We start from the raw sequence: 17,463 nt of genomic DNA on the forward strand, positions 1-17,463 counted from the left end.
GCTGCCCAGGCTAGCAGAGTGGGCCGGGTTGGGAATCCCACCCCATCTCTAGCGGTTGAACGGGAGGCCGGGTCAGACAGCCTGCACATGGAATTCTGGGTGGGCACGCTGGCCACTCAACCGGGCGGCACCTTTACCGTCGCTTGAGAATTTAGAGGAGTTTTCCAAATTCGGCTTTACCCTGCGGGGCATGAGCACCTCCGAACAGCCCCAACTCAAGGTTGACAAGTACGAAGAAGGCAGTGGGGCTCCCGCCCAGACTGGAAAGATGGTCCGGGTCCACTACACCGGCATGCTGGAGAACGGCCAGAAATTCGATTCCAGCCGGGACCGGGGTGAACCCATCGAATTCCCGCTGGGCGTGGGTTACGTGATTCCGGGCTGGGACCAGGGAATCGCGCAACTCCGGGTGGGGGACAAGGCCAAACTGACTGTCCCAGCCTCGCTCGGGTACGGCGAGGCGGGCGTTCCCGGCGTGATTCCCGGCGGCGCCACGCTGATTTTCGATGTGGAACTGGTGGATGTGCGCTGAAAATTCGTCCTGAGCAGCTCGCCCAGAGCTCTGTCTGATCCCCCTTCTGCCCTCCTGCACGATCCGGGCCACCGGCACTGGCGTCTGCCTCTTTCGGCGGACGCAACCCCGGCCCGGTTGGGGGCGTAATGTGAATCATGACGAATCCTGACGATCAGCAGGCTCCGACGGGAAGCAACCCGGTGAGCGAGACCGGGCAGGGCGGGAGCAGACCGCAGGGCAATGCGCCCTCGTGGATGGATGATGTGCTGGGCAGCCCAAATCCGGGTGGCTCGGCCCGACCTCTCGGCCCCGACATGGGCAAGCGCGATCCTGGCACGCCCAACCTCAGCAAGGCCCCTGCCCAGGCACATGATCTCCGGATTCCTGAACCCGCGCGTCCCGCCCCGGCTGCTGTCCCCGAGGACTGGATCTCGCGGGTCACAGGGAACCCGCCCCCGTCTAGTGCACCGCAAAGTAATGGCTTCCAGACTCAGCCGCAGACCCCACCGCGCTCCAATGCGCCCGGGTTGGATGCCTGGGGCGAGCCTCAGCGCCCCATCCCGCAGCCTCCCATGGCCCAGGCCGACGAGCGCCCCGTCAGGCCATACGCTCCGGACGCCTCGCCGGCGGGCGACGTGGCCCAGAAACGCCTGATCGCCGGACTGCTGGCTATTTTCCTGGGCAGTCTGGGCATCCACAAGTTTTACCTGGGCCTGAACACCCAGGGCCTGATGATCCTGGGTGTCAACATCGGGGTCTGGGTGCTGGCCCTGCTGGTTGGCCTGCTCACGCTCGGACTCGGTCTGATCATCACCCTGCCGCTGGCCGGGCTGGTCAGCAGCGCGCTGGGCCTGCTGGGCCTGATCGAGGGCATCCTGTATCTGACCAAATCCGACACGGACTTTCAGCGCGATTATCTGGTGGGCAAGAAGCCCTGGCTGTAAGACAAGAGCAAACCGTCCAACGAAGGCAGGAAGCGGTTGGACGGTTTGCTCTGTAGATTTTTCAGCGGTGTTTTACAGCGCCCCGGCGATATCCGCCTTCAGGTCCTTGACGTCTTCCACGCCCACGCTCATGCGGATGGTCTGGGGGGTCACCCCGGCGGCAAGTCGGGCGGCTTCGGGAACGCGCCCGTGGGTGGTGGTCCAGGGGTGGACGACCAGAGTGCGAACGTCACCCAGATTGGGCGCGATCCGCAGCACGCGCAGACGTGACAGGAAGGCGGCGGGGTCTGGCACCTCGAAAGCCAGCACCGCGCCGGAGCCGTGCCGCAGGTAGCGCCCGGCCTGGTCATGGAAGGGGTGACCCTCCAGACCGGGATAGCTGACCTTGCCCACGCCGGGCTGGGTCTGCAGCCAGCGGGCCAGTTCCAGCGCACTCTCGCACTCGCGTGACAGGCGCAGCGCCAGCGTCTCCAGGCCCTGCGCGATCAGAAAGGCGCTGTGGGGAGCCAGGGTCATGCCCAGTTGACTGGCCCCCAGCCAGCGTTGCCGCCAAGCCAGGGCCGCGTCGCCACGCACTTTCAAGACGCTGTTCTCGCCGCCGTCGGTGTAGCTGGGGTTGCGGCTCAGGTCCTGCCGGGCCCCCACGGTGACGCTTCCACCCATCACGCTGCCGTGCCCCCCCGCCCACTTGGTCAGGGACTGCGACACGATGTCTGCCCCGTACTCCAGCGGGCGGCACAGGTAGCCCACGCCGCCGCAGGTGTTGTCGATGGCCAGCAGGGCCCCGTGCTCGTGCGCAATCCCGGCAAACGGGTCAAGATCGGCGATGTCCCCGGCGGGATTGCTGATCATCTCGGCCCAGACCAGACGGGTGTTGTCCTGCATGGCGGCCCGCACAGCGTCGGGGGTATTGTCCACCAGCGTCGCGGAAATGCCCATCAGCGGCAGGATGTTGTTCAGCATGCCGGTGGTGCCCCCGAACAGGCTGGACGCCGACACCACATGATCCCCGGCGCGGCACGCGCTCAGCAGGGCCGTGAGGGTGGCGGCCTGTCCGCTGGCGAGCGCCACCGTGCTCGCCCCGCCCTCCAGCGCGGTAATCCGGTCTTCCAGTGCGCGGACAGTCGGGTTTTGAAGGCGAGCGTAGCTGAGGCCGGTGTTGTTCTGAAACTCGTCCTGTGCCTGCGCCAGGGTGTCGAATTGAAAGGCGGCGGCGGCGTGGATGGGCAGGCCCACCGTCTGCCCCAACCCGCGCGGAATACTGGTGTGGACGGCAGCGGTCTGGTAGCTCCAGTCGGTGTCGGTCGGGTCAGTGGGAAAATCGCTCATATGCTCACGCTACGCGCCTCCGCCCGTGGCTGTGTTGGGCATGTCCGCACGACACCACGAGGAAGGATGGCCCTCACTATGGCACCCGTGCCGCGTCCCGAACAGGTTTCAGACCCTCTAGAGCCTGGAAGGTCCGTTTCCGGTGGACTGGGCTTTGAGCACGTCCCGGATCTCGGCCAGCAGTTTTTCCTCGTTGCTGGGTTCGACCACGGGTGGCTTCTTCTCGCGCTTGAGGCGTTCGGTCAGGTGATTTACCGGCACGATGACCAGAAAGTAGATGATGGCCGCCGTCAGGACAAAGCTGAGCAGCGCCGTGAGGAACGCGCCGTACTTGAAAATACTGCCGTTGATCGTGAAGGTCAGAGCCGTGAAATCCGGCACCCCACCAAAGATGCCGATGATCGGCAGGATCAGGCCGCTGGTAAAGGAGTCCACCACCCTGCTGAAGGCCGCGCCGATCAGGACACCGACCGCCAGATCAATGAGATTGCCGCGCAACAGAAACTTCTGGAATCCACTGAGCATCTGTGAAGTGTGCTTGATCTGACGATGAACCGCAATGGTTTTGCTGGTGCCCTCAGCAACCACGGCCCAGCCCACACCTGGGCTCAATCCATGATCTGGCCGTGGTCGTCCAGTGCTGGATAGGCTTCTCCCCGCTCGCGGTACGCCGGGGCCAGATCCGGGTAGCCCCACTCGAAGGCCAGCCGGGTCAGTTCGCTCGGCTCGAGCTGGGGTGTGTCGTACATCCCTGCCGCCAGCCGCTGCCGCTGCGCCTCGAACAAAATGGTGGCCGCTGCCACCGAGACGTTCAGGCTCTGCACCATGCCGAACATGGGAATGACGATGTTGGCGTCCGCTGCGTCCGCCGCCGCGTCGGCCACACCCCATTTTTCCGCGCCCAGCAGCACGCAGGTGGGGCGGGTGTAGTCTGCCTCGCGGTAGTCCACGCTGCGCTGCGAGAGGTGGGTGGCGAGCACCTGCACGCCCTGCCCCTGCAGGTCGCGCACGGCCTCCAACGTGTCCGCGTGCGTCTGCACCCGCACCCATTTATGCGCGCTGCCCGAGGTGGCCTCGAAGGTGTTGCCCTCAAAATCCAGAGGTTTGCCATTGCCCGGCGGCACGGCGTGGGCGGTGAGGACCCCCACCGCGTCGCAGGTGCGGATGATGGCCGAGAGATTGTGGGGCTTGTTGACCTGATCCATCAACACGGTCAGGGTGGGCTGGCGTTTGCTCAGCACCCGCAGAATTTTGGCGTAGCGCTCGGGGGTCATAACACCGCAGGGTAACGCAGCTCAGCCGGGATACGGCGCGGCCAGTGCTCCCATCAGCGGAGAGCGCACCAGGAGTTTCCGGGTACTCCAGCCATCGTCCCGGATGCCCCGCTCCAGATCGTGCAGCGCCGCGCCCAGCAGATGCGCCCACCACAGCGGGGTCAGCAGTGCGAGGTCTTCATCGTTCAGCGCACTGTGTTCGGCGTAACCGCGCACCACATCGTCATGGACCCCACGCCAGGCAAGGGCAAAATCCTCCATGGGATCAGCGGGACGGGTGAACTCGAAGTCCAGCAGGCCGGTCCAGACGTCCATCTGCACACGAAGATTCCAGGGCGTGAAGTCACCGTGGATGAGGGTTTGGGGGCGCGGACCGGGGCGAACTTCTGCCAGGGCGGTGCGGGCACGATGCAGATGCCATCGGCAGAGCCGCACGTTCGAGGGATGGGCGATCTCCTGGGCGTCCAGCAGTGCGTCGGCGACTGGATCGTTCAGAACGTCCAGGGCATCGCTCCAGCCCGGGCGCGGGGGTGGGCATGGTAAATCCCGCCAGCGGGCCTGCAGGTCAGCCAGCCAGCGCCCACGCCTGCGGGCGTCCTCACGGGGGGCAGGGTTGCCCGGCACAAAGTCATGCAGGGACCACAACGCGCCGTCCATTGCCTGAGGCCCGCGTCTAAGGAGGGGGAGATTCAGGTGTGTCCTGCTCACCAGATTCAAAACGTCCAGCTCGTACCTCACTTCGGCCTCAGGAGCATGCCAGCGGCGCAGAACGGCCCTCTCCTGTCTGTCCCGGACTTGCCAGTGGCGGTTCAGGCGACCTCCCAGTTCTCCCTGTAACCGGAGATTCCAGGCGTCAAGAAGTGCCAGGGGCGGGTTCATGCCCGTCTGAACAGGGCCGCCCCATCCTCCCGCTGGGTTTCCAGCAGTTCTCCGTGCCCGGCCAGATATTCGGCCAGCGCCGCCGTCTGGTCCAGCAGCAGGATGGCCTGAATGGACTTCAGGCGGGGATGCAGGGCGTGGGTCAGATCATGGAGGGTGATCGGCTCGGCGGCAGCCTCCAGCACGGCGCGTAACTTGTCATCGTAACGGTCCCGGAGTTGCTGGATCCGCGATCGCCAGTCGGTCATGGGGCCGTCGTGCCCGCCCAGGGCCACGGTTACGCCCTCCAGTTCCTCGATGCGATTCAGCGAGGCGAGGTAATGCTCCAGCCCCGCCCCCCGCTGAAACCGCCGGGGCATCAGAGGCGGCGAGTTGCGCGGCAGCAGATGATCGGCGCTCAGGAGCAGATCGTCCACGCGCAAGCAGACCTGCGAACCCTCATGGCCGGGGGTGTGGATCACGGTGAACACCCCGTCCAGCACGTCACCATCCCGCAAGGGCGTCTGCACCGTCACTGCCTCAGGCAGCATGGTATTTCGGGCGCGGCGGCGCAGACGTTCGGCATATTCCGCTTCGGTGCCAGCGCCCATCAGGCCCAGCCAACGAATATGGTCTTCCATGTCCGTCTGTCGCGCCACTGGATCACCCTGCGGCCGTTCAATGGTCCCGACCGCTCCCTCGTGCGCGGCGACGGGCGCAGGCGTCCGGGTTCGCACGAACGGCAGCCCCGCCACATGGTCCGGGTGGGGATGCGTGACCACCACGCGGCTCAGCGTGTCCCATGACACCGCCTCTGCGTGCTCATGGCGGATGGCCGTCAGTCCGGCCTCCAGCGCGGCGGTGCTGGCCTCGTGGCTGCCGCCAGTGTCCACCAGCGCGGTGTATTCGGGCGCCTCGGGCTCGCCCCGCACCACCACAAAGACGTTCGCGGCGAAGTGCGGAAAAGCCGGCACGTTCAGCGTGTAGACCCGCGTGCCACCGGAGGTGACATGGCGGGCAGCAATCGGCGGAGCATGGACTGGGGTGGAGATGGGCGCACTCATGGTCGCACCCTAGAGCAGTTGGCCCAGAGACAGCGTCATTTCCAGTCCGGTCACCGCGATCTGCGATCTATAAGCAATGTAGGCGCCGACCGGATACCGTTTGTTGAAGGATCTGATTCTTGCAGAGACCGAAATTCCCGAAGTAGAAAGTGGCTCCCCATTTTGGGATTCATGCCTGCCCTGATCGGACCGCACCAATTCGCCGACGGCCCCTGTGCTCACTGCAAATTCCGCGTTCCAACAATTCGCACAGGTTAAAGAGAGTATGGATGATTACTGAACAAGGCCATTAGGCAGAGCCTCAGGTGAGTATGCGATGCTTCCTTCACCAGCCGGACTACGTTCTGGTTGATCCATCCCCGGAGGACCACCTATGAAACGACTTGCTCAGTCCACACTGCTGTTCTCCCTGTTGCTTGTTGCGCCTGTCTCGGCTTTCGCCCAGACTGACACCACCACGGACACGACGACTACAAATACCACCACGGCTCCGGTCACCACAGATGATGACGGCTTCGACTGGGGCTGGCTGGGGCTGCTGGGCCTGGCAGGCCTGGCGGGTCTGAGGCGCAGAGATGACCGTGCTTACCCCACGAACACCACGGGAACCACGACGCGCTGATCGCGTCCCCGTCTGTAGCCCTTTTTGAAACCCTGCCCCGCTATTCCATGATTTGTTCATGGCAGGCGGAGCAGGGTTCATCATTGTGCTTGGGAGATGACGTAAAAGAGTCGCTCACTGTCGTGGATTAAGTGCAAAGAGCAAATGCCCTCTCTTTGTACCGGAGCTATATCAGTTTGTTTTCAGGGGCGAGCTGCCGGGCGGCAGCGCCAGCCACAAGTCCACCAGCCAGATACCACGCCACGGTTAGGAGGGGCGTCAATGGCGCCCTGGCTCCTGGCTGACGTCCCAATCCCATTGGCCGGGGCAGCGTCGCTGCTCCTAGACCAGCGGCCAGTCCTAGCCCCCCGCCGCGTCGCCATGCTCCCTGGCGTGCGCCCAGCCCCACCAGCCCGTAATACAGCGTGTTCGACAACAGATCAGCCAGCAGGGTCCAGCGGTACAGCGCCGCATCCTGCGGGGGATTGACGTGCAGGGCCCTCAGTGAACCAGCCAACGCACGCTCGCCGATGACCTCGATCCGGGGCGCGTGCGGCAGGATCCGCCGCACGCTCTCGTTCAGAATGGTGACCGTCACGGCCCCCGTCAGACCAACCAGACCAAAGCGAATCAGGGCAGCCCGACGGCGCTGGGCCTTCGTAGTCACAGAAGCGGACGGGACGGAAGGGTGATCTGGGGTCAAGAGGAACCTCCTGAACGGGGTGATTTGAGGCGAATGGTAAGTGAGCGGCGGAGCAGCCCTTCAGGTGTTGCAGTGCCCTTCAAGGTTCGGCGCGCAGACGGAACCCGTCTCAGCCACAGCGGAAGGGGATGGGAAGCGGACCACAGCAACACAGCCCTCGGACACGCGGCCCACCGGTAAGCTGTGGGGACAGGTGGCTGTAAGTCTGACGACAGGCCGCAAAACGGGCGGCAATAGCCGGACCGCTCCCCACCAGACCGCGTTCCCGAATCGTGCGGGCGATGGCCGCAGAGCAGGACTCGCCCCCGTAGAAGGCGGCGTGGGCACAGCGGAAGCCCTTGTGCGGGGACAGCCAGCGTTGATACAGCGCGATTCCGGTCAGGGCGGGGGCGTCAATGCTGAACATAGCCCCAGCCTAGTTGGACCAGGGAAGGCTTCGGTTGAGCGCAGGATGAAGAAGGGCGGGGTCATGGGCCTTGCCACCCGCCTGCGTCAACGAACCATGTCCGCTGGTGCAGGGGATTCTGAAGGAGCTGCCGGGCAATCTTCGCGCCGCTCCTGCCGCCACAACCCCACCTCCCCGCACATTCAGCAATAGAGATTTGTATTACACTTCTGGCATGACCCATATGCAGCTTGTGCAGGAGCAGAAAGGCGACGGCGTAACCTTCCGCATCCATGCGCTGACCCATGTGACGCGCTACTCGGTGGGGACAGACGGTGACCTGGCCGAGACGCGTCAGATGGACGGGCGTTTCACGGTGGAGGCCCAGCTACACGGTTCCGGTGTGCTGATCGAGCCAGGCGCTTTCCAGTACAGCCACGGCAACATCACGGCCAACGTGGAACAGCAGGCCAAGGGCGGCTTCCTGAGCCGGGCCATCGCCACGGCGGGCACCGGCGAGAGTGCCTTCGCCACCCGCTTCACCGGTCAGGGCAAGGTCTGGACCGAGCCCACGCACAAGCATTTCATTATCGCGGAATCCAGCGGGGCCAAGGGCGACGAGATGATTCTCGACGACAAGGCGTTCTACATGGCCCAGGACACCATGCAACTGGGCACGCACACCCACAACTCGATTGCCGGGGCACTGTCGGGCAACGGGCTGCGCCAGCCCAAGCTGTCCGGGCGGGGCATTTTCGTGGTGGAATCCCCGGTCCCGGTCTCGGAAGTGGAGGTAATCGAACTGAGCGGCAACGACAGCCTGATCGTGGACGGCGATCTGATGCTGATGTACAGCGCTTCGCTCAGGGTAGAACTGCGCCCACTGGTGCGCGGCCTGCGCAATGCCATGCGCAGCGGCGAGGGCTTGGTCTTCATGATCAGCGGTCAGGGCACCGTGTTCCTGACGCCCACGCACCGCAACGTCTCGGCGGCAACCCTGTAAGGACAGATCGAAATGAAAACGTGAAGGCGACTGTGCCGTCCGCCGGCCCGCCATGCTTTACGCTGCCCGTCATGCTGACGTTTGGGGAGGCCGCGCGGCGCGGCGCGGACAGGATGGGTGAGGAAGTGGTGCGGCTGGCGACGCAGGACGTGCGCGGCATGGTGGTGCCGCCGGAGTTCGAGGAAGCCTTCTACCACAGCGTCAACCTGCCCGAGCAGCTGGGCCGCCTGTTCACCCCGATCAATCCTGCCCGCATCGATGAGGACGCGCTGGAAGGCCTGACGGCGCGGGCCGAGGCATTGATCCGCACCAGCTTTCTGATGGACGACGCGGTGCAGATTTTCTACCGGGCGCTGCACAACGCTGGCCTGGACTGCGGCGCCGTGCATGTGCGGCGTCCGGGGCTGCTCTCCACCGAGGAGGCGCAGGTCACGCCTCCCGGCACGGCGGCGCTGCAGGCGGTCAAGCGGCTGTGGGCCAGAGACTGGGCCTTCGGGGCAGTTCTGACGCGGCTCGATGAGACCGGGGGCGTGGGTCTGGACGCCCGCCCCACCCTGATCCTGCCTGGATTGATGGGCACGCCGGACCCGGTGATGGCCGAGGCCCTGGGCGTCCAGAGTGCCTGGGTCAACGAGACTGGCCTCGTCGGTCTGCCCTGAGCGTCAAACCATGACTGTTCGGGCCGCCGCGCCCCATCCTCTGCTGTTCGCCGCGCTGGGCACGCTGGTCTTCCTGAATGTCTACGCGCCGCAGAGCCTGTTGCCTGTGCTGGCGCGGGAATACGGTGCGGGCGCGGCAGAGGTGGGGTTCGTGGTGGGCGCCACCACCCTGGCGATGGCGCTGGCCTCGCCGCTGGTGGGCGTGCTGGCCGACGCGGTGGGGCGCAGGCGTGTGGTGGTTTGGGCCTTTGCGCTGCTCACCATCCCGGCAGTGCTGGCGGTCTTTGCGCCCACCCTGGCCTCTCTGAACGCCGCGCGCTTCGCGCAGGGCCTGCTCATTCCCGGCGTGATGGTGGCCCTGAACGCCTACGTGGCCGAGGAAGTGCTGCCCGGCGGGCGCGCCCGCGCCCTGACCCTGTACGTGACGGGTACGGTGCTGGGCGGCTTTCTGGGCCGCTTTCTGGCCGGACTGGTGGCCGCGCCGTGGGGCTGGCACGCCGCGTTCTGGTTGCTGGCGCTGACGTCGCTGAGCGGGTTTGTGCTGGCCCGCGCCGGATTGCCCGCCGAACAGCACTTCACTCCGCAAAGGGACGTTCGCATAGTGCTGGCCGGGTTGAGCGCCCACCTGCGAAATCGGGCGCTGCTGGCGACCTGCGCGGTGGGCTTTCTGATTCTGTTCACTCTGGTGGGGCTGTTCAACACGCTGACGTTGCGGCTGGCGGCTGCGCCCTATGGACTGAACACCGCCCAGACCGGACTGATCTTCGCCGTGTATCTGCTGGGCGTGGTCATCACGCCGGTGGCCGGGCCGCTGCTGGCGTTGCGCGGTCCCCGCATCGCGCTGCTGACGGCCGTGGGGGCCAGCCTGACCGGGCTGCTGCTGACACTGGCCGCACCGTTGCCCCTGATCATCGTGGGGGTGGCGGCGGGGGCCTGCGGCGTCTTTCTGGCCCAGTCCGCTGCCCTGAATGCCGTGCAGCGCGAGGTCACGCGGGCGCGCAGCCTGGCGTCGGGGCTGTACCACGCGGCGTACTACGGTGGGGGTGCCGCTGCCAGCATCCTGGCCGGCCACGCCTACGAGGGCGGCGGCTGGCCCTCTGTGGTGCTGCTGGTGACCGGTAGCATGGCGCTGGCAGGGGTGGTGGGCTTGCTGGGCTGGCGGAAAACTGTTCTCCACTGAGCTAGCCTCAGCCCATGAGCCCACAACCCATGAATCTGGAGCAACTGTGCGTCCCCGGTGCCTACCCTGGCCTGCACCTGCAAGCGCATGACCTGACCGACAGCGGCAGCGGCATCCTGGAAATCGTGATCCGTTCCGAAAAGACGCTCAACAGCGTCAACGCTGAGGCCCACCGCGCACTCACCCAGGTCTGGCGCGATATCGACGCCGCCGCTGGCGTGCGCTGCGTGCTGATCCGGGGCGAGGGGCGCGGCTTTTCCTCGGGTGGGGATTTCACGCTGATCGAGGAGATGAGCAGCGACTTCACGGCCCTGGCCCGCGTGTGGCGCGAGGCCCGTGATCTGGTCTACAACGTCGTCAACTGCGGCAAGCCCATCGTGAGCGCCATCCACGGCCCCTGCGTGGGTGCGGGGCTGGCGGTGGCGCTGCTCTCGGACGTGAGCGTGGCGGCCAGAACGGCCCGCATTCTGGACGGCCATGTGCGGCTGGGGGTGGCGGCGGGCGATCACGCCGCGATCATCTGGCCGTTGCTGTGCGGCTTGAACAAGGCCAAGTACCACCTGCTGACCGGCGAACCCGTCTCTGGCGAGGAGGCTGAGCGAATTGGCTTGGTCAGCCTGTGTGTGCCGGATGACGAGCTTCTGGACCGCGCCTGGAAAGTGGCCCGCACCCTGGCGGCGGGCAGCCCCACAGCTGTCCGATGGACGAAATACGCCCTGAACAACTGGCTGCGGGCGATGGGGCCAACTTTCGACGCCAGCCTCGCGCTGGAATTCCTGGGCTTTACCGGCCCCGACGTGAAGGAAGGCCTGAGCAGCCTGCGCGAGAAGCGTGAGCCGAACTTCGCGGAGGACGCGCCCATTTGAAACCCTGGTGGGCATGGAGAAAAGTAGAGGATTCAGGTGGTCCGGCCACCTGGCTTCGAGCCTCCCTGCCTGTCTCCCCTCAAGGAACGCTGTACCCCGCTGATCCCCGCGCCGCGTTATTGTGAGTCGCAAAACCATTTTTCTGGAGGGATTTTCAATGGCGAATAAAGAACCCGTTCGTGTGGCGGTGACCGGCGCGGCTGGTCAGATCGGCTACAGCCTGCTGTTTCGCATCGCATCCGGCGACATGCTGGGCAAGGATCAGCCCGTCATCCTGCAACTGCTGGAAGTCACCCCGGCGCTCAAGGCGCTGCAGGGCGTCGTGATGGAACTGCGTGACTGCGCCTTCCCCCTGCTGGCCGACATCGTGACCAGCGACGATCCCAACGTGGCCTTCAAGGACGCTGAGTACGCCCTGCTGGTGGGCGCCATGCCGCGCAAGGCGGGCATGGAACGCGGCGATCTGCTGTCGGCCAACGGCGGCATCTTCAAGCCCCAGGGCGAGGCGCTGAACAAGGTTGCCAGCCGGGACGTGAAAGTGCTGGTGGTGGGCAACCCTGCCAACACCAACGCGCTGATCGCCCAGCAGAATGCGCCTGACCTCGATCCTAAGCAGTTCACGGCCATGGTGCGGCTGGATCACAACCGCGCTGTCTCGCAGCTGGCCGAGAAGACCGGGCAGCCCGTGACCGCCATCGAGAACCTGACCATCTGGGGCAACCACTCCAGCACCCAGTACCCGGACCTGAGCGCCGCCACGGTGGACGGCAAGCCCGCCCTGGATCTGGTGGACCGCGAGTGGTACGAGAGCCAGTACATCCCCACCGTCGCCAAGCGTGGCGCGGCCATCATCGAGGCGCGCGGGGCCAGCAGCGCCGCAAGTGCGGCCAGTGCAGCGATTGACCATATGCACGACTGGGCGCTGGGCACCCCCGACGGGCAGTGGGTCAGCATGGGGATTCCCAGCGACGGCAGCTACGGCGTCCCGGAAGGGCTGATCTACGGCTTTCCGGTCAAGTGCAGGAACGGCAAGTACGAGATCGTGCAGGGCCTGGACATTTCCGACTTCAGCCGGGGCAAGATGGACGCCACTGCGCAGGAATTACAGGAAGAGCGCGACGAAGTTCGCAAACTCGGCCTGGTCAAGTAAAACCAGAAGGAGTTGGAGGGCGAGGCCTGCGGGCCTTGTCCTCGTTTTTGTTCTGGCGTGACGGTCACTGCACGTTTCAGCACGGTGGGCGCAGGAGGCACATCCCATACCTGCCGCGAGATGAGGCGGGGAATCTCTAAAGACGAAATCATTGATTGGCCCACTGGGTCGGGGCGAGGGCCATAGGCACGGCGGGGAGGAAACGCCCTGGCTTCAGAAGGATGTAGACCTAGAAGTCATCACCCATCACCCGTGAAACCGATATCCGCTTAGATCAGTCACACGCAGCTCTGAGCCGTCACCTGAAAGCAGCGCCTTGCTGGCCAGCCAAGATATATGGCACTTTTCATCCCATAGACCGTGGGGAACAGGTGAGACTTCGTCCAATGGCCATGAGCGGCTTCATCACGCGTCGTTGAGCGTTTCTTGTCGGCCCGCAGACTTGGTGGCCTGAGGAACCTTGTCCCGAAGTGGCCTCGCCATAAATAACCCATGACAGACAGCGATGTGGGTGAGTGCCAATGAGTATGAATTCCGCAGGGGGTGGGCAGCGGGTGACCCCACCGGATCAGCGCAGCACCGGAGCCAGCATGGCGGGCGCAGAGCGCGGACTCGTTGGCGTGATGGGCGTTTTCCTGCTGACAGCAGGCGTGCGTTCCGGTTCCGCCGTCCAGAAACTGGTCTTCAGCGGACTGGGGGCGGGCCTGACCGCACTGGCCCTGTCCGGGCGCAGTCCGGTGGCGACGGCGCTGAAGATCCGGCAGAACGCCGACGGCGAAACGCTGGTGAGTGACGCTGTGACGATTGGGAAGGGCGCGGACGAACTGTACGCGATCTGGCGCAGGTTCGAGAATCTGCCCAGCTTGATGAAGCACCTTGAGCGCGTGGAAGTTCTGGACGAGCGGCGTTCGCGCTGGACGGTCAAGGCCCCGGCGGGGTACAGCGGCGGCGAGGTCAGCTGGGAGGCAGAAATGACCGCCGACGAGCCGGGGCGGCGCATCGCGTGGCAGTCGCTGCCGGACGCCCAGATCGAGAACAGCGGCGAGGTGCAGTTCCGGGCCGCTCCGGGGAACCGGGGCACCGAGGTTCTGGTGCGTCTGAAATATCGTCCCCCGGGCGGTACAACTGGAGTGGTAGTTGCCCGCGTGCTGGGGCAGGAGCCGTCCCAGCAGCTGCGCGACGACCTGATGCGCTTCAAGCGCGAGCAGGAACTGGGGGGCTATCACCCCACCACCGAAGGTCAAAGCAGCGGACGCGCGAGCAAGGGAGGTCAGGCATGAAGGCCATCGTCTGGCAGGGCACCAACCATGTGGGTGTGGAAACGGTCCCCGATCCCACGCTGTTGCTGCCCACCGACGCCATCGTGCGCATTACCTCCACTGCGATCTGCGGCTCGGACCTCCACCTGCTTGACGGCTACATCCCCAGTATGGAAAAGGGGGACATCCTGGGCCATGAGTTCATGGGCGAGGTGGTCGAGGTCGGTTCCGCCGTGAAAAAGGTGCGGGTGGGCGAGCGGGTGATCATGCCCTTTAACCTGGCCTGCGGAGTCTGCGATCCCTGCCAGCGTGGTCTGTTCAGCGCCTGCGACAATTCCAACCCCAATCACCGTATGGCCGAGGCACTGTACGGCGCCACCAGCGCCAGTGGGCTGTTCGGGTACTCTCACCTGTTCGGCGGCTACGCGGGCGGGCAGGCGCAATTTGTGCGGGTCCCATTCGCCGATGTGAGCTGCTTTGCCATCGAATCGGACCTGCGAGACGATCAGGTACTGTTCCTGACTGACATCTTCCCCACGGGTTACATGGCTGCCGAGAACTGCGCCATCGTGCCGGGCCGGGATGTGGTGGCGGTGTTCGGGGCCGGGCCGGTGGGCCAGTTCGCCGTGCGGAGCGCCCAGATGCTGGGGGCCGCCGAGGTGATCGTGATTGACCGCGTGCCTGAGCGGCTGCGGCTGGCCGAGGCGGCGGGCGCACGGACCATCAACTATGACGAAACCGACGTTCTGGTGGCCCTGCATGAGGCGACAGGCGGGCGTGGTCCCGATCACGTGATTGACGCGGTGGGGCTTGAAGCCCATGGTCATGGCCCTGGCGCATTGCTGGATACCGCCGAGCAGAAGATGCGGCTGAGCTTTGACCGGATCACAGCGCTACGCTGGGCTATCCTGAGCTGCGCCAAGGGCGGCACAGTCAGCATGCCAGGGGTCTACGGCGGTCTGGTGGACAAGATGCCGCTGGGAGCAGCCTTCAACAAGGGACTGACCTTCAAGATGGGGCAGACCCACACCCACCGCTACGTCCGCCCCCTGCTTCAGCGTATTCAGCAGGGCGAGATCGACCCCAGCTTCGTGATCACCCACCGCGCTGCGCTGTCGAAGGGACCAGAACTGTACAAGACCTTCCGTGAAAAGCACGACGGCTGCATCAAAGTGGTCCTGGACCCCTGGGCCTGACCGGCCGCCCAGTGAACCAATCCGCCCGTCGGGGAGCTGCCGAAAAGCTCCCGTGGCGGGCGATTTCGTTGCGCCGCTCTTTGTGCTGGAAGAATTGAGGCGTCCTTCACGCGGCGGTTCAGACAGGGGGGAAGTCTCCAGAATGGGATGATGCGAATTCCCAAACGTCTGCTTCTGGCCGCTGCTGTCACGGCCATCGCTACACGCCGTCAGTTCAAGTCACGGTACGACCTGACCGGTAAGAGCGTGCTGATCACGGGTGGTTCACGCGGCCTGGGGCTGGTGCTGGCCGCCGAGTTCCTGAAGCGTGGAGCGCGGGTCATGCTGATGGCCCGCGACGCGGCTGAACTGGAGCGTGCCGCTGACCAACTTGCGGCGGGCGGGCGGGTTCACACTGTCACTGGAGACGTGACCCGCGAGGAGGATCTGCACCGTGCGCTGGCCGAGGTGCAGCGGGTGTTCGGTGGTCTGGATGTCCTGGTCAACAATGCGGGTTTGATCCAGGGCGGGCCGCTGGACAACATGACCGAGGCCAACTTCCGCGAGATCATGGAGGTCAATACCTTTGCGCCGCTGCGCCTGACCCGTCTGGCTCTGCCTGAACTGCGCCGCAGCGGCGGGCGAGTCCTGCTGGTGTCGTCGGTGGGGGGTCAGGTGGCCATCCCACACCTGGCGCCCTACAGCGTCAGCAAATTCGCCCTGACCGGGCTGGGACAGGCGCTGCGCGCCGAACTCGCCCAGGACGGTGTGGGCGTCACCACGGTCTGTCCCACTGTGATGCGAACCGGCAGCCCCCGGCAGGCGACGGTCAAGGGCCAGTACCGCAAGGAATACGGCCTGTTTGCCACTGTAGACAACTTCCCGCTGATCTCGCTGGACACTGAGGTGGCGGCCAAGCGCATGGTGGACGCCCTGGTGCGTGGCGACGCCGAGGCTCCGATCGGCGGCGCCGCCCTGCTTCTGCGGCATGCTCAGGCGCTGGCCCCGCAACTCACCGCCGATCTTCTGGCGCTGTCAACCCGCCTGTTGCCCACCGCCACTGCCAATGACCAGGGGCTGCCGGGCCGTGAGGCCGAGTCGTTCCTCACCCGTCACAACCCCATCAAGAGCGAGGCCGAAGAGGACTTCAACCAGTTGGGCGGCGGGGCCAGCGAGCGGACGTAGGGTGAGCTCTTTGTAGGCTCTGGTTTCGCCGCAGCCCTGAGGCGCTACAGCCCGGTGTAACGTGCGCGTGGCCGGATAAGACTGCCGCTCAGCACCGTTTCGATGGCGTGGGCCATCCAGCCCACCCCGCGGGCCAGGGCAAACAGCGTCAGCGCGTCGTCCGGACCGCGCCCCAGCGTGTGTGTCAGTGCGGCCAGCGCGAGGTCGATGTTGGTGTGTTCGCCCGTCTCGGCCAGCGCCACCGCCTGCAGCCCACGGACCGCCTGAACCGCAGGCGATTTGGGCTGCGCGGCTTGCAGGGCCCCCAGCAGTGCATGGGCGCGGGGATCACCGTCCGGGTACAGGTGGTGATCGAAGCCGGGGAGAAAGGCGTGGCGCTGGGTGGCTGTTCTCAGGGCGGTGCGGGCGTCGGTGGACAGGCTGTGGGCCAGGACCTCGTGCGCCGCGAACGCTGCCCGCCCATGCCGTGGTCCCTGCAGGGCGCACAGCGCGGCCAGGGCGGCGTGCGGCAGCCCCGCGCCGCTGCTGGCGGTCACGCGGGCCGCGAAAGTGCTGACATTCAACTCGTGATCGGCCAGCAACACCAGGGCGCGGCGCAGGAGATCGGCTTCGCCGGACACGCCCCAGGCCCGCGCCAGCCGGATGTGCAGCGGCAGGTCGGGGGCCTGGGGCCGACGTTCCTGGCGTTCCAACGTGGCGTACAGCAGGCTCAGCACGCGGGCAGCGCGGGCGGGAAGTTGCTCCGGGCGGCTGTCCTGCGCACCGATGTCCTGCGCCCCAGCATGGGCCAGCGCGTGGGCGAACGCCTCCGCACTGGTGACCGCCGAGGTGGCGCCCCCGCGCGGAAAGGTGGCCCCCAGATTCATGCGGGCGCGCAGGGGCAACGTGGTCCAGCCGCCCGCATCTCCGGTCCACAGCAGCGCGGCCACCTCCTCCACCGTCGCGCTGTTGGCCAGGGCCACGGCGTCACGGCCCCGGTAACTCAATGTGCCGCCCGCGATCCGGGTCAGGGCACTGTCCAGCACGGGCATGCCCCATTCCAGCGCCCCGGCTGCCGCACCCTGCGCGGCCCCCGCCGGATCGCGCTTTAACTCCTGCCGGGCCACCAGGGCGCGCACGTCCTCGGCGTGATACAGGCGCTGACGGCTGCCACCCGGTCCCGCCTCACTGCGGATCAGGCCGCGCGACACGTAGGCGTACAGCGTGGCGGGCTTGACGCCCAGCAAGGCGGTGGCCTCCGCCGCGTGCAGAAGACTTTCGGGCATACCTCAACCTAACATTGATTGAAGAATCAAGATTGACGATAGATCCATG

19 protein-coding genes are annotated in these 17,463 nt (G+C 65.8%); 11 read left to right on the forward strand and 8 right to left on the reverse strand.

The genetic code is table 11. The features are described from left to right. The first annotated feature begins 190 nt into the window (after positions 1–190). Both HNQ08_RS18465 and HNQ08_RS18470 read left to right on the forward strand, forming a co-directional pair. The gene (locus tag HNQ08_RS18465) at positions 191–532 is read left to right on the forward strand and encodes an FKBP-type peptidyl-prolyl cis-trans isomerase (protein ID WP_184135452.1); all 342 of its coding nucleotides are present in this window, start codon (positions 191–193) and stop codon (positions 530–532) included. A gap of 137 nt (positions 533–669) precedes the next feature. After that, entirely contained in the window at positions 670–1,458 is a 789-nt protein-coding gene (locus HNQ08_RS18470) for a TM2 domain-containing protein (RefSeq protein ID WP_229790116.1), read from the forward strand. A gap of 72 nt (positions 1,459–1,530) precedes the next feature. Here the strand turns inward: HNQ08_RS18470 and HNQ08_RS18475 are convergent, their stop codons facing one another. The 5 genes from HNQ08_RS18475 to HNQ08_RS18495 all read right to left on the reverse strand — a co-directional run bounded on the left by HNQ08_RS18475 (position 1,531) and on the right by HNQ08_RS18495 (position 5,983). Further along, complete coding sequence (locus HNQ08_RS18475) at positions 1,531–2,787, reverse strand: aminotransferase class V-fold PLP-dependent enzyme (protein ID WP_184135454.1); 1,257 nt, start codon at positions 2,785–2,787, stop codon at positions 1,531–1,533. 117 nt (positions 2,788–2,904) lie between these two features. Next, positions 2,905–3,312, reverse strand: a complete 408-nt coding sequence (mscL, locus tag HNQ08_RS18480; protein WP_184135456.1) for a large conductance mechanosensitive channel protein MscL — start codon at positions 3,310–3,312, stop codon at positions 2,905–2,907. Between the two features lie 83 nt (positions 3,313–3,395). After that, on the reverse strand, positions 3,396–4,061 hold the full coding sequence (trmH, locus tag HNQ08_RS18485) for a tRNA (guanosine(18)-2'-O)-methyltransferase TrmH (protein ID WP_184135459.1): 666 nt from the start codon (positions 4,059–4,061) through the stop codon (positions 3,396–3,398). Between the two features lie 21 nt (positions 4,062–4,082). Further along, positions 4,083–4,940, reverse strand: coding sequence for a phosphotransferase enzyme family protein (locus HNQ08_RS18490; protein WP_184135461.1), 858 nt, complete (start codon positions 4,938–4,940; stop codon positions 4,083–4,085). Next, positions 4,937–5,983 (reverse strand): MBL fold metallo-hydrolase, encoded by a 1,047-nt coding sequence (locus tag HNQ08_RS18495; protein ID WP_184135464.1) that lies wholly within the window; start codon positions 5,981–5,983, stop codon positions 4,937–4,939. Before HNQ08_RS18495 ends, HNQ08_RS18490 begins: the two co-directional genes overlap by 4 nt. A gap of 373 nt (positions 5,984–6,356) precedes the next feature. On the opposite strand from HNQ08_RS18495, the gene HNQ08_RS18500 reads away from it, so the two are divergent. After that, positions 6,357–6,605: a WGxxGxxG family protein gene (locus HNQ08_RS18500; protein WP_184135466.1), complete on the forward strand. Its 249-nt coding sequence runs from the start codon at positions 6,357–6,359 to the stop codon at positions 6,603–6,605. Between the two features lie 166 nt (positions 6,606–6,771). Here the strand turns inward: HNQ08_RS18500 and HNQ08_RS18505 are convergent, their stop codons facing one another. Continuing rightward, the gene (locus tag HNQ08_RS18505) at positions 6,772–7,251 is read right to left on the reverse strand and encodes a hypothetical protein (RefSeq protein WP_229790117.1); all 480 of its coding nucleotides are present in this window, start codon (positions 7,249–7,251) and stop codon (positions 6,772–6,774) included. Positions 7,252–7,396: 145 nt separating this feature from the next. Beyond that, a complete protein-coding gene (gene yidD, locus HNQ08_RS18510; RefSeq protein ID WP_184135469.1) occupies positions 7,397–7,693 on the reverse strand; it encodes a membrane protein insertion efficiency factor YidD in 297 nt (98 codons plus the stop codon). 214 nt (positions 7,694–7,907) lie between these two features. Here yidD and HNQ08_RS18515 point away from each other — a divergent pair, with 214 nt between their 5' ends. The 8 genes from HNQ08_RS18515 to HNQ08_RS18550 all read left to right on the forward strand — a co-directional run bounded on the left by HNQ08_RS18515 (position 7,908) and on the right by HNQ08_RS18550 (position 16,149). After that, on the forward strand, positions 7,908–8,675 hold the full coding sequence (locus HNQ08_RS18515; protein WP_229790118.1) for an AIM24 family protein: 768 nt from the start codon (positions 7,908–7,910) through the stop codon (positions 8,673–8,675). Positions 8,676–8,746: 71 nt separating this feature from the next. Continuing rightward, positions 8,747–9,334, forward strand: a complete 588-nt coding sequence (locus HNQ08_RS18520) for a hypothetical protein (protein WP_184135471.1) — start codon at positions 8,747–8,749, stop codon at positions 9,332–9,334. 10 nt (positions 9,335–9,344) lie between these two features. Continuing rightward, positions 9,345–10,514: an MFS transporter gene (locus HNQ08_RS18525; RefSeq protein ID WP_184135473.1), complete on the forward strand. Its 1,170-nt coding sequence runs from the start codon at positions 9,345–9,347 to the stop codon at positions 10,512–10,514. A gap of 14 nt (positions 10,515–10,528) precedes the next feature. Further along, positions 10,529–11,380 (forward strand): enoyl-CoA hydratase/isomerase family protein, encoded by an 852-nt coding sequence (locus HNQ08_RS18530; RefSeq protein WP_425321360.1) that lies wholly within the window; start codon positions 10,529–10,531, stop codon positions 11,378–11,380. Positions 11,381–11,537: 157 nt separating this feature from the next. Continuing rightward, on the forward strand, positions 11,538–12,530 hold the full coding sequence (locus HNQ08_RS18535) for a malate dehydrogenase (protein ID WP_184135475.1): 993 nt from the start codon (positions 11,538–11,540) through the stop codon (positions 12,528–12,530). 521 nt (positions 12,531–13,051) lie between these two features. After that, positions 13,052–13,810, forward strand: a complete 759-nt coding sequence (locus HNQ08_RS18540) for an SRPBCC family protein (protein ID WP_229790119.1) — start codon at positions 13,052–13,054, stop codon at positions 13,808–13,810. Next, positions 13,807–14,985, forward strand: a complete 1,179-nt coding sequence (locus HNQ08_RS18545) for a zinc-dependent alcohol dehydrogenase (protein ID WP_184135478.1) — start codon at positions 13,807–13,809, stop codon at positions 14,983–14,985. The genes HNQ08_RS18540 and HNQ08_RS18545 overlap by 4 nt, the downstream gene beginning before the upstream one ends. Before the next feature lie 150 nt (positions 14,986–15,135). Continuing rightward, positions 15,136–16,149, forward strand: coding sequence for an SDR family NAD(P)-dependent oxidoreductase (locus HNQ08_RS18550; RefSeq protein ID WP_184135481.1), 1,014 nt, complete (start codon positions 15,136–15,138; stop codon positions 16,147–16,149). Positions 16,150–16,193: 44 nt separating this feature from the next. Here the strand turns inward: HNQ08_RS18550 and HNQ08_RS18555 are convergent, their stop codons facing one another. Next, positions 16,194–17,414 (reverse strand): citrate synthase family protein, encoded by a 1,221-nt coding sequence (locus HNQ08_RS18555; protein WP_184135483.1) that lies wholly within the window; start codon positions 17,412–17,414, stop codon positions 16,194–16,196. Between the last annotated feature and the right edge of the window lie 49 nt (positions 17,415–17,463).

Source organism: Deinococcus humi (assembly GCF_014201875.1).
Lineage (GTDB): Bacteria > Deinococcota > Deinococci > Deinococcales > Deinococcaceae > Deinococcus > Deinococcus humi.

Bases quoted from the DNA above. Each gene is read 5' to 3' on its own strand.
- HNQ08_RS18465 (WP_184135452.1), top strand. From the start codon at position 191: ATGAGCACCTCCGAACAGCCCCAACTCAAGGTTGACAAGTACGAAGAA.
- HNQ08_RS18470 (WP_229790116.1), top strand. From the start codon at position 670: ATGACGAATCCTGACGATCAGCAGGCTCCGACGGGAAGCAACCCGGTG.
- HNQ08_RS18475 (WP_184135454.1), bottom strand. From the start codon at position 2,787: ATGAGCGATTTTCCCACTGACCCGACCGACACCGACTGGAGCTACCAG.
- mscL (WP_184135456.1), bottom strand. From the start codon at position 3,312: ATGCTCAGTGGATTCCAGAAGTTTCTGTTGCGCGGCAATCTCATTGAT.
- trmH (WP_184135459.1), bottom strand. From the start codon at position 4,061: ATGACCCCCGAGCGCTACGCCAAAATTCTGCGGGTGCTGAGCAAACGC.
- HNQ08_RS18490 (WP_184135461.1), bottom strand. From the start codon at position 4,940: ATGAACCCGCCCCTGGCACTTCTTGACGCCTGGAATCTCCGGTTACAG.
- HNQ08_RS18495 (WP_184135464.1), bottom strand. From the start codon at position 5,983: ATGAGTGCGCCCATCTCCACCCCAGTCCATGCTCCGCCGATTGCTGCC.
- HNQ08_RS18500 (WP_184135466.1), top strand. From the start codon at position 6,357: ATGAAACGACTTGCTCAGTCCACACTGCTGTTCTCCCTGTTGCTTGTT.
- yidD (WP_184135469.1), bottom strand. From the start codon at position 7,693: ATGTTCAGCATTGACGCCCCCGCCCTGACCGGAATCGCGCTGTATCAA.
- HNQ08_RS18515 (WP_229790118.1), top strand. From the start codon at position 7,908: ATGACCCATATGCAGCTTGTGCAGGAGCAGAAAGGCGACGGCGTAACC.
- HNQ08_RS18520 (WP_184135471.1), top strand. From the start codon at position 8,747: ATGCTGACGTTTGGGGAGGCCGCGCGGCGCGGCGCGGACAGGATGGGT.
- HNQ08_RS18525 (WP_184135473.1), top strand. From the start codon at position 9,345: ATGACTGTTCGGGCCGCCGCGCCCCATCCTCTGCTGTTCGCCGCGCTG.
- HNQ08_RS18530 (WP_425321360.1), top strand. From the start codon at position 10,529: ATGAGCCCACAACCCATGAATCTGGAGCAACTGTGCGTCCCCGGTGCC.
- HNQ08_RS18535 (WP_184135475.1), top strand. From the start codon at position 11,538: ATGGCGAATAAAGAACCCGTTCGTGTGGCGGTGACCGGCGCGGCTGGT.
- HNQ08_RS18540 (WP_229790119.1), top strand. From the start codon at position 13,052: ATGAGTATGAATTCCGCAGGGGGTGGGCAGCGGGTGACCCCACCGGAT.
- HNQ08_RS18545 (WP_184135478.1), top strand. From the start codon at position 13,807: ATGAAGGCCATCGTCTGGCAGGGCACCAACCATGTGGGTGTGGAAACG.
- HNQ08_RS18550 (WP_184135481.1), top strand. From the start codon at position 15,136: ATGCGAATTCCCAAACGTCTGCTTCTGGCCGCTGCTGTCACGGCCATC.
- HNQ08_RS18555 (WP_184135483.1), bottom strand. From the start codon at position 17,414: ATGCCCGAAAGTCTTCTGCACGCGGCGGAGGCCACCGCCTTGCTGGGC.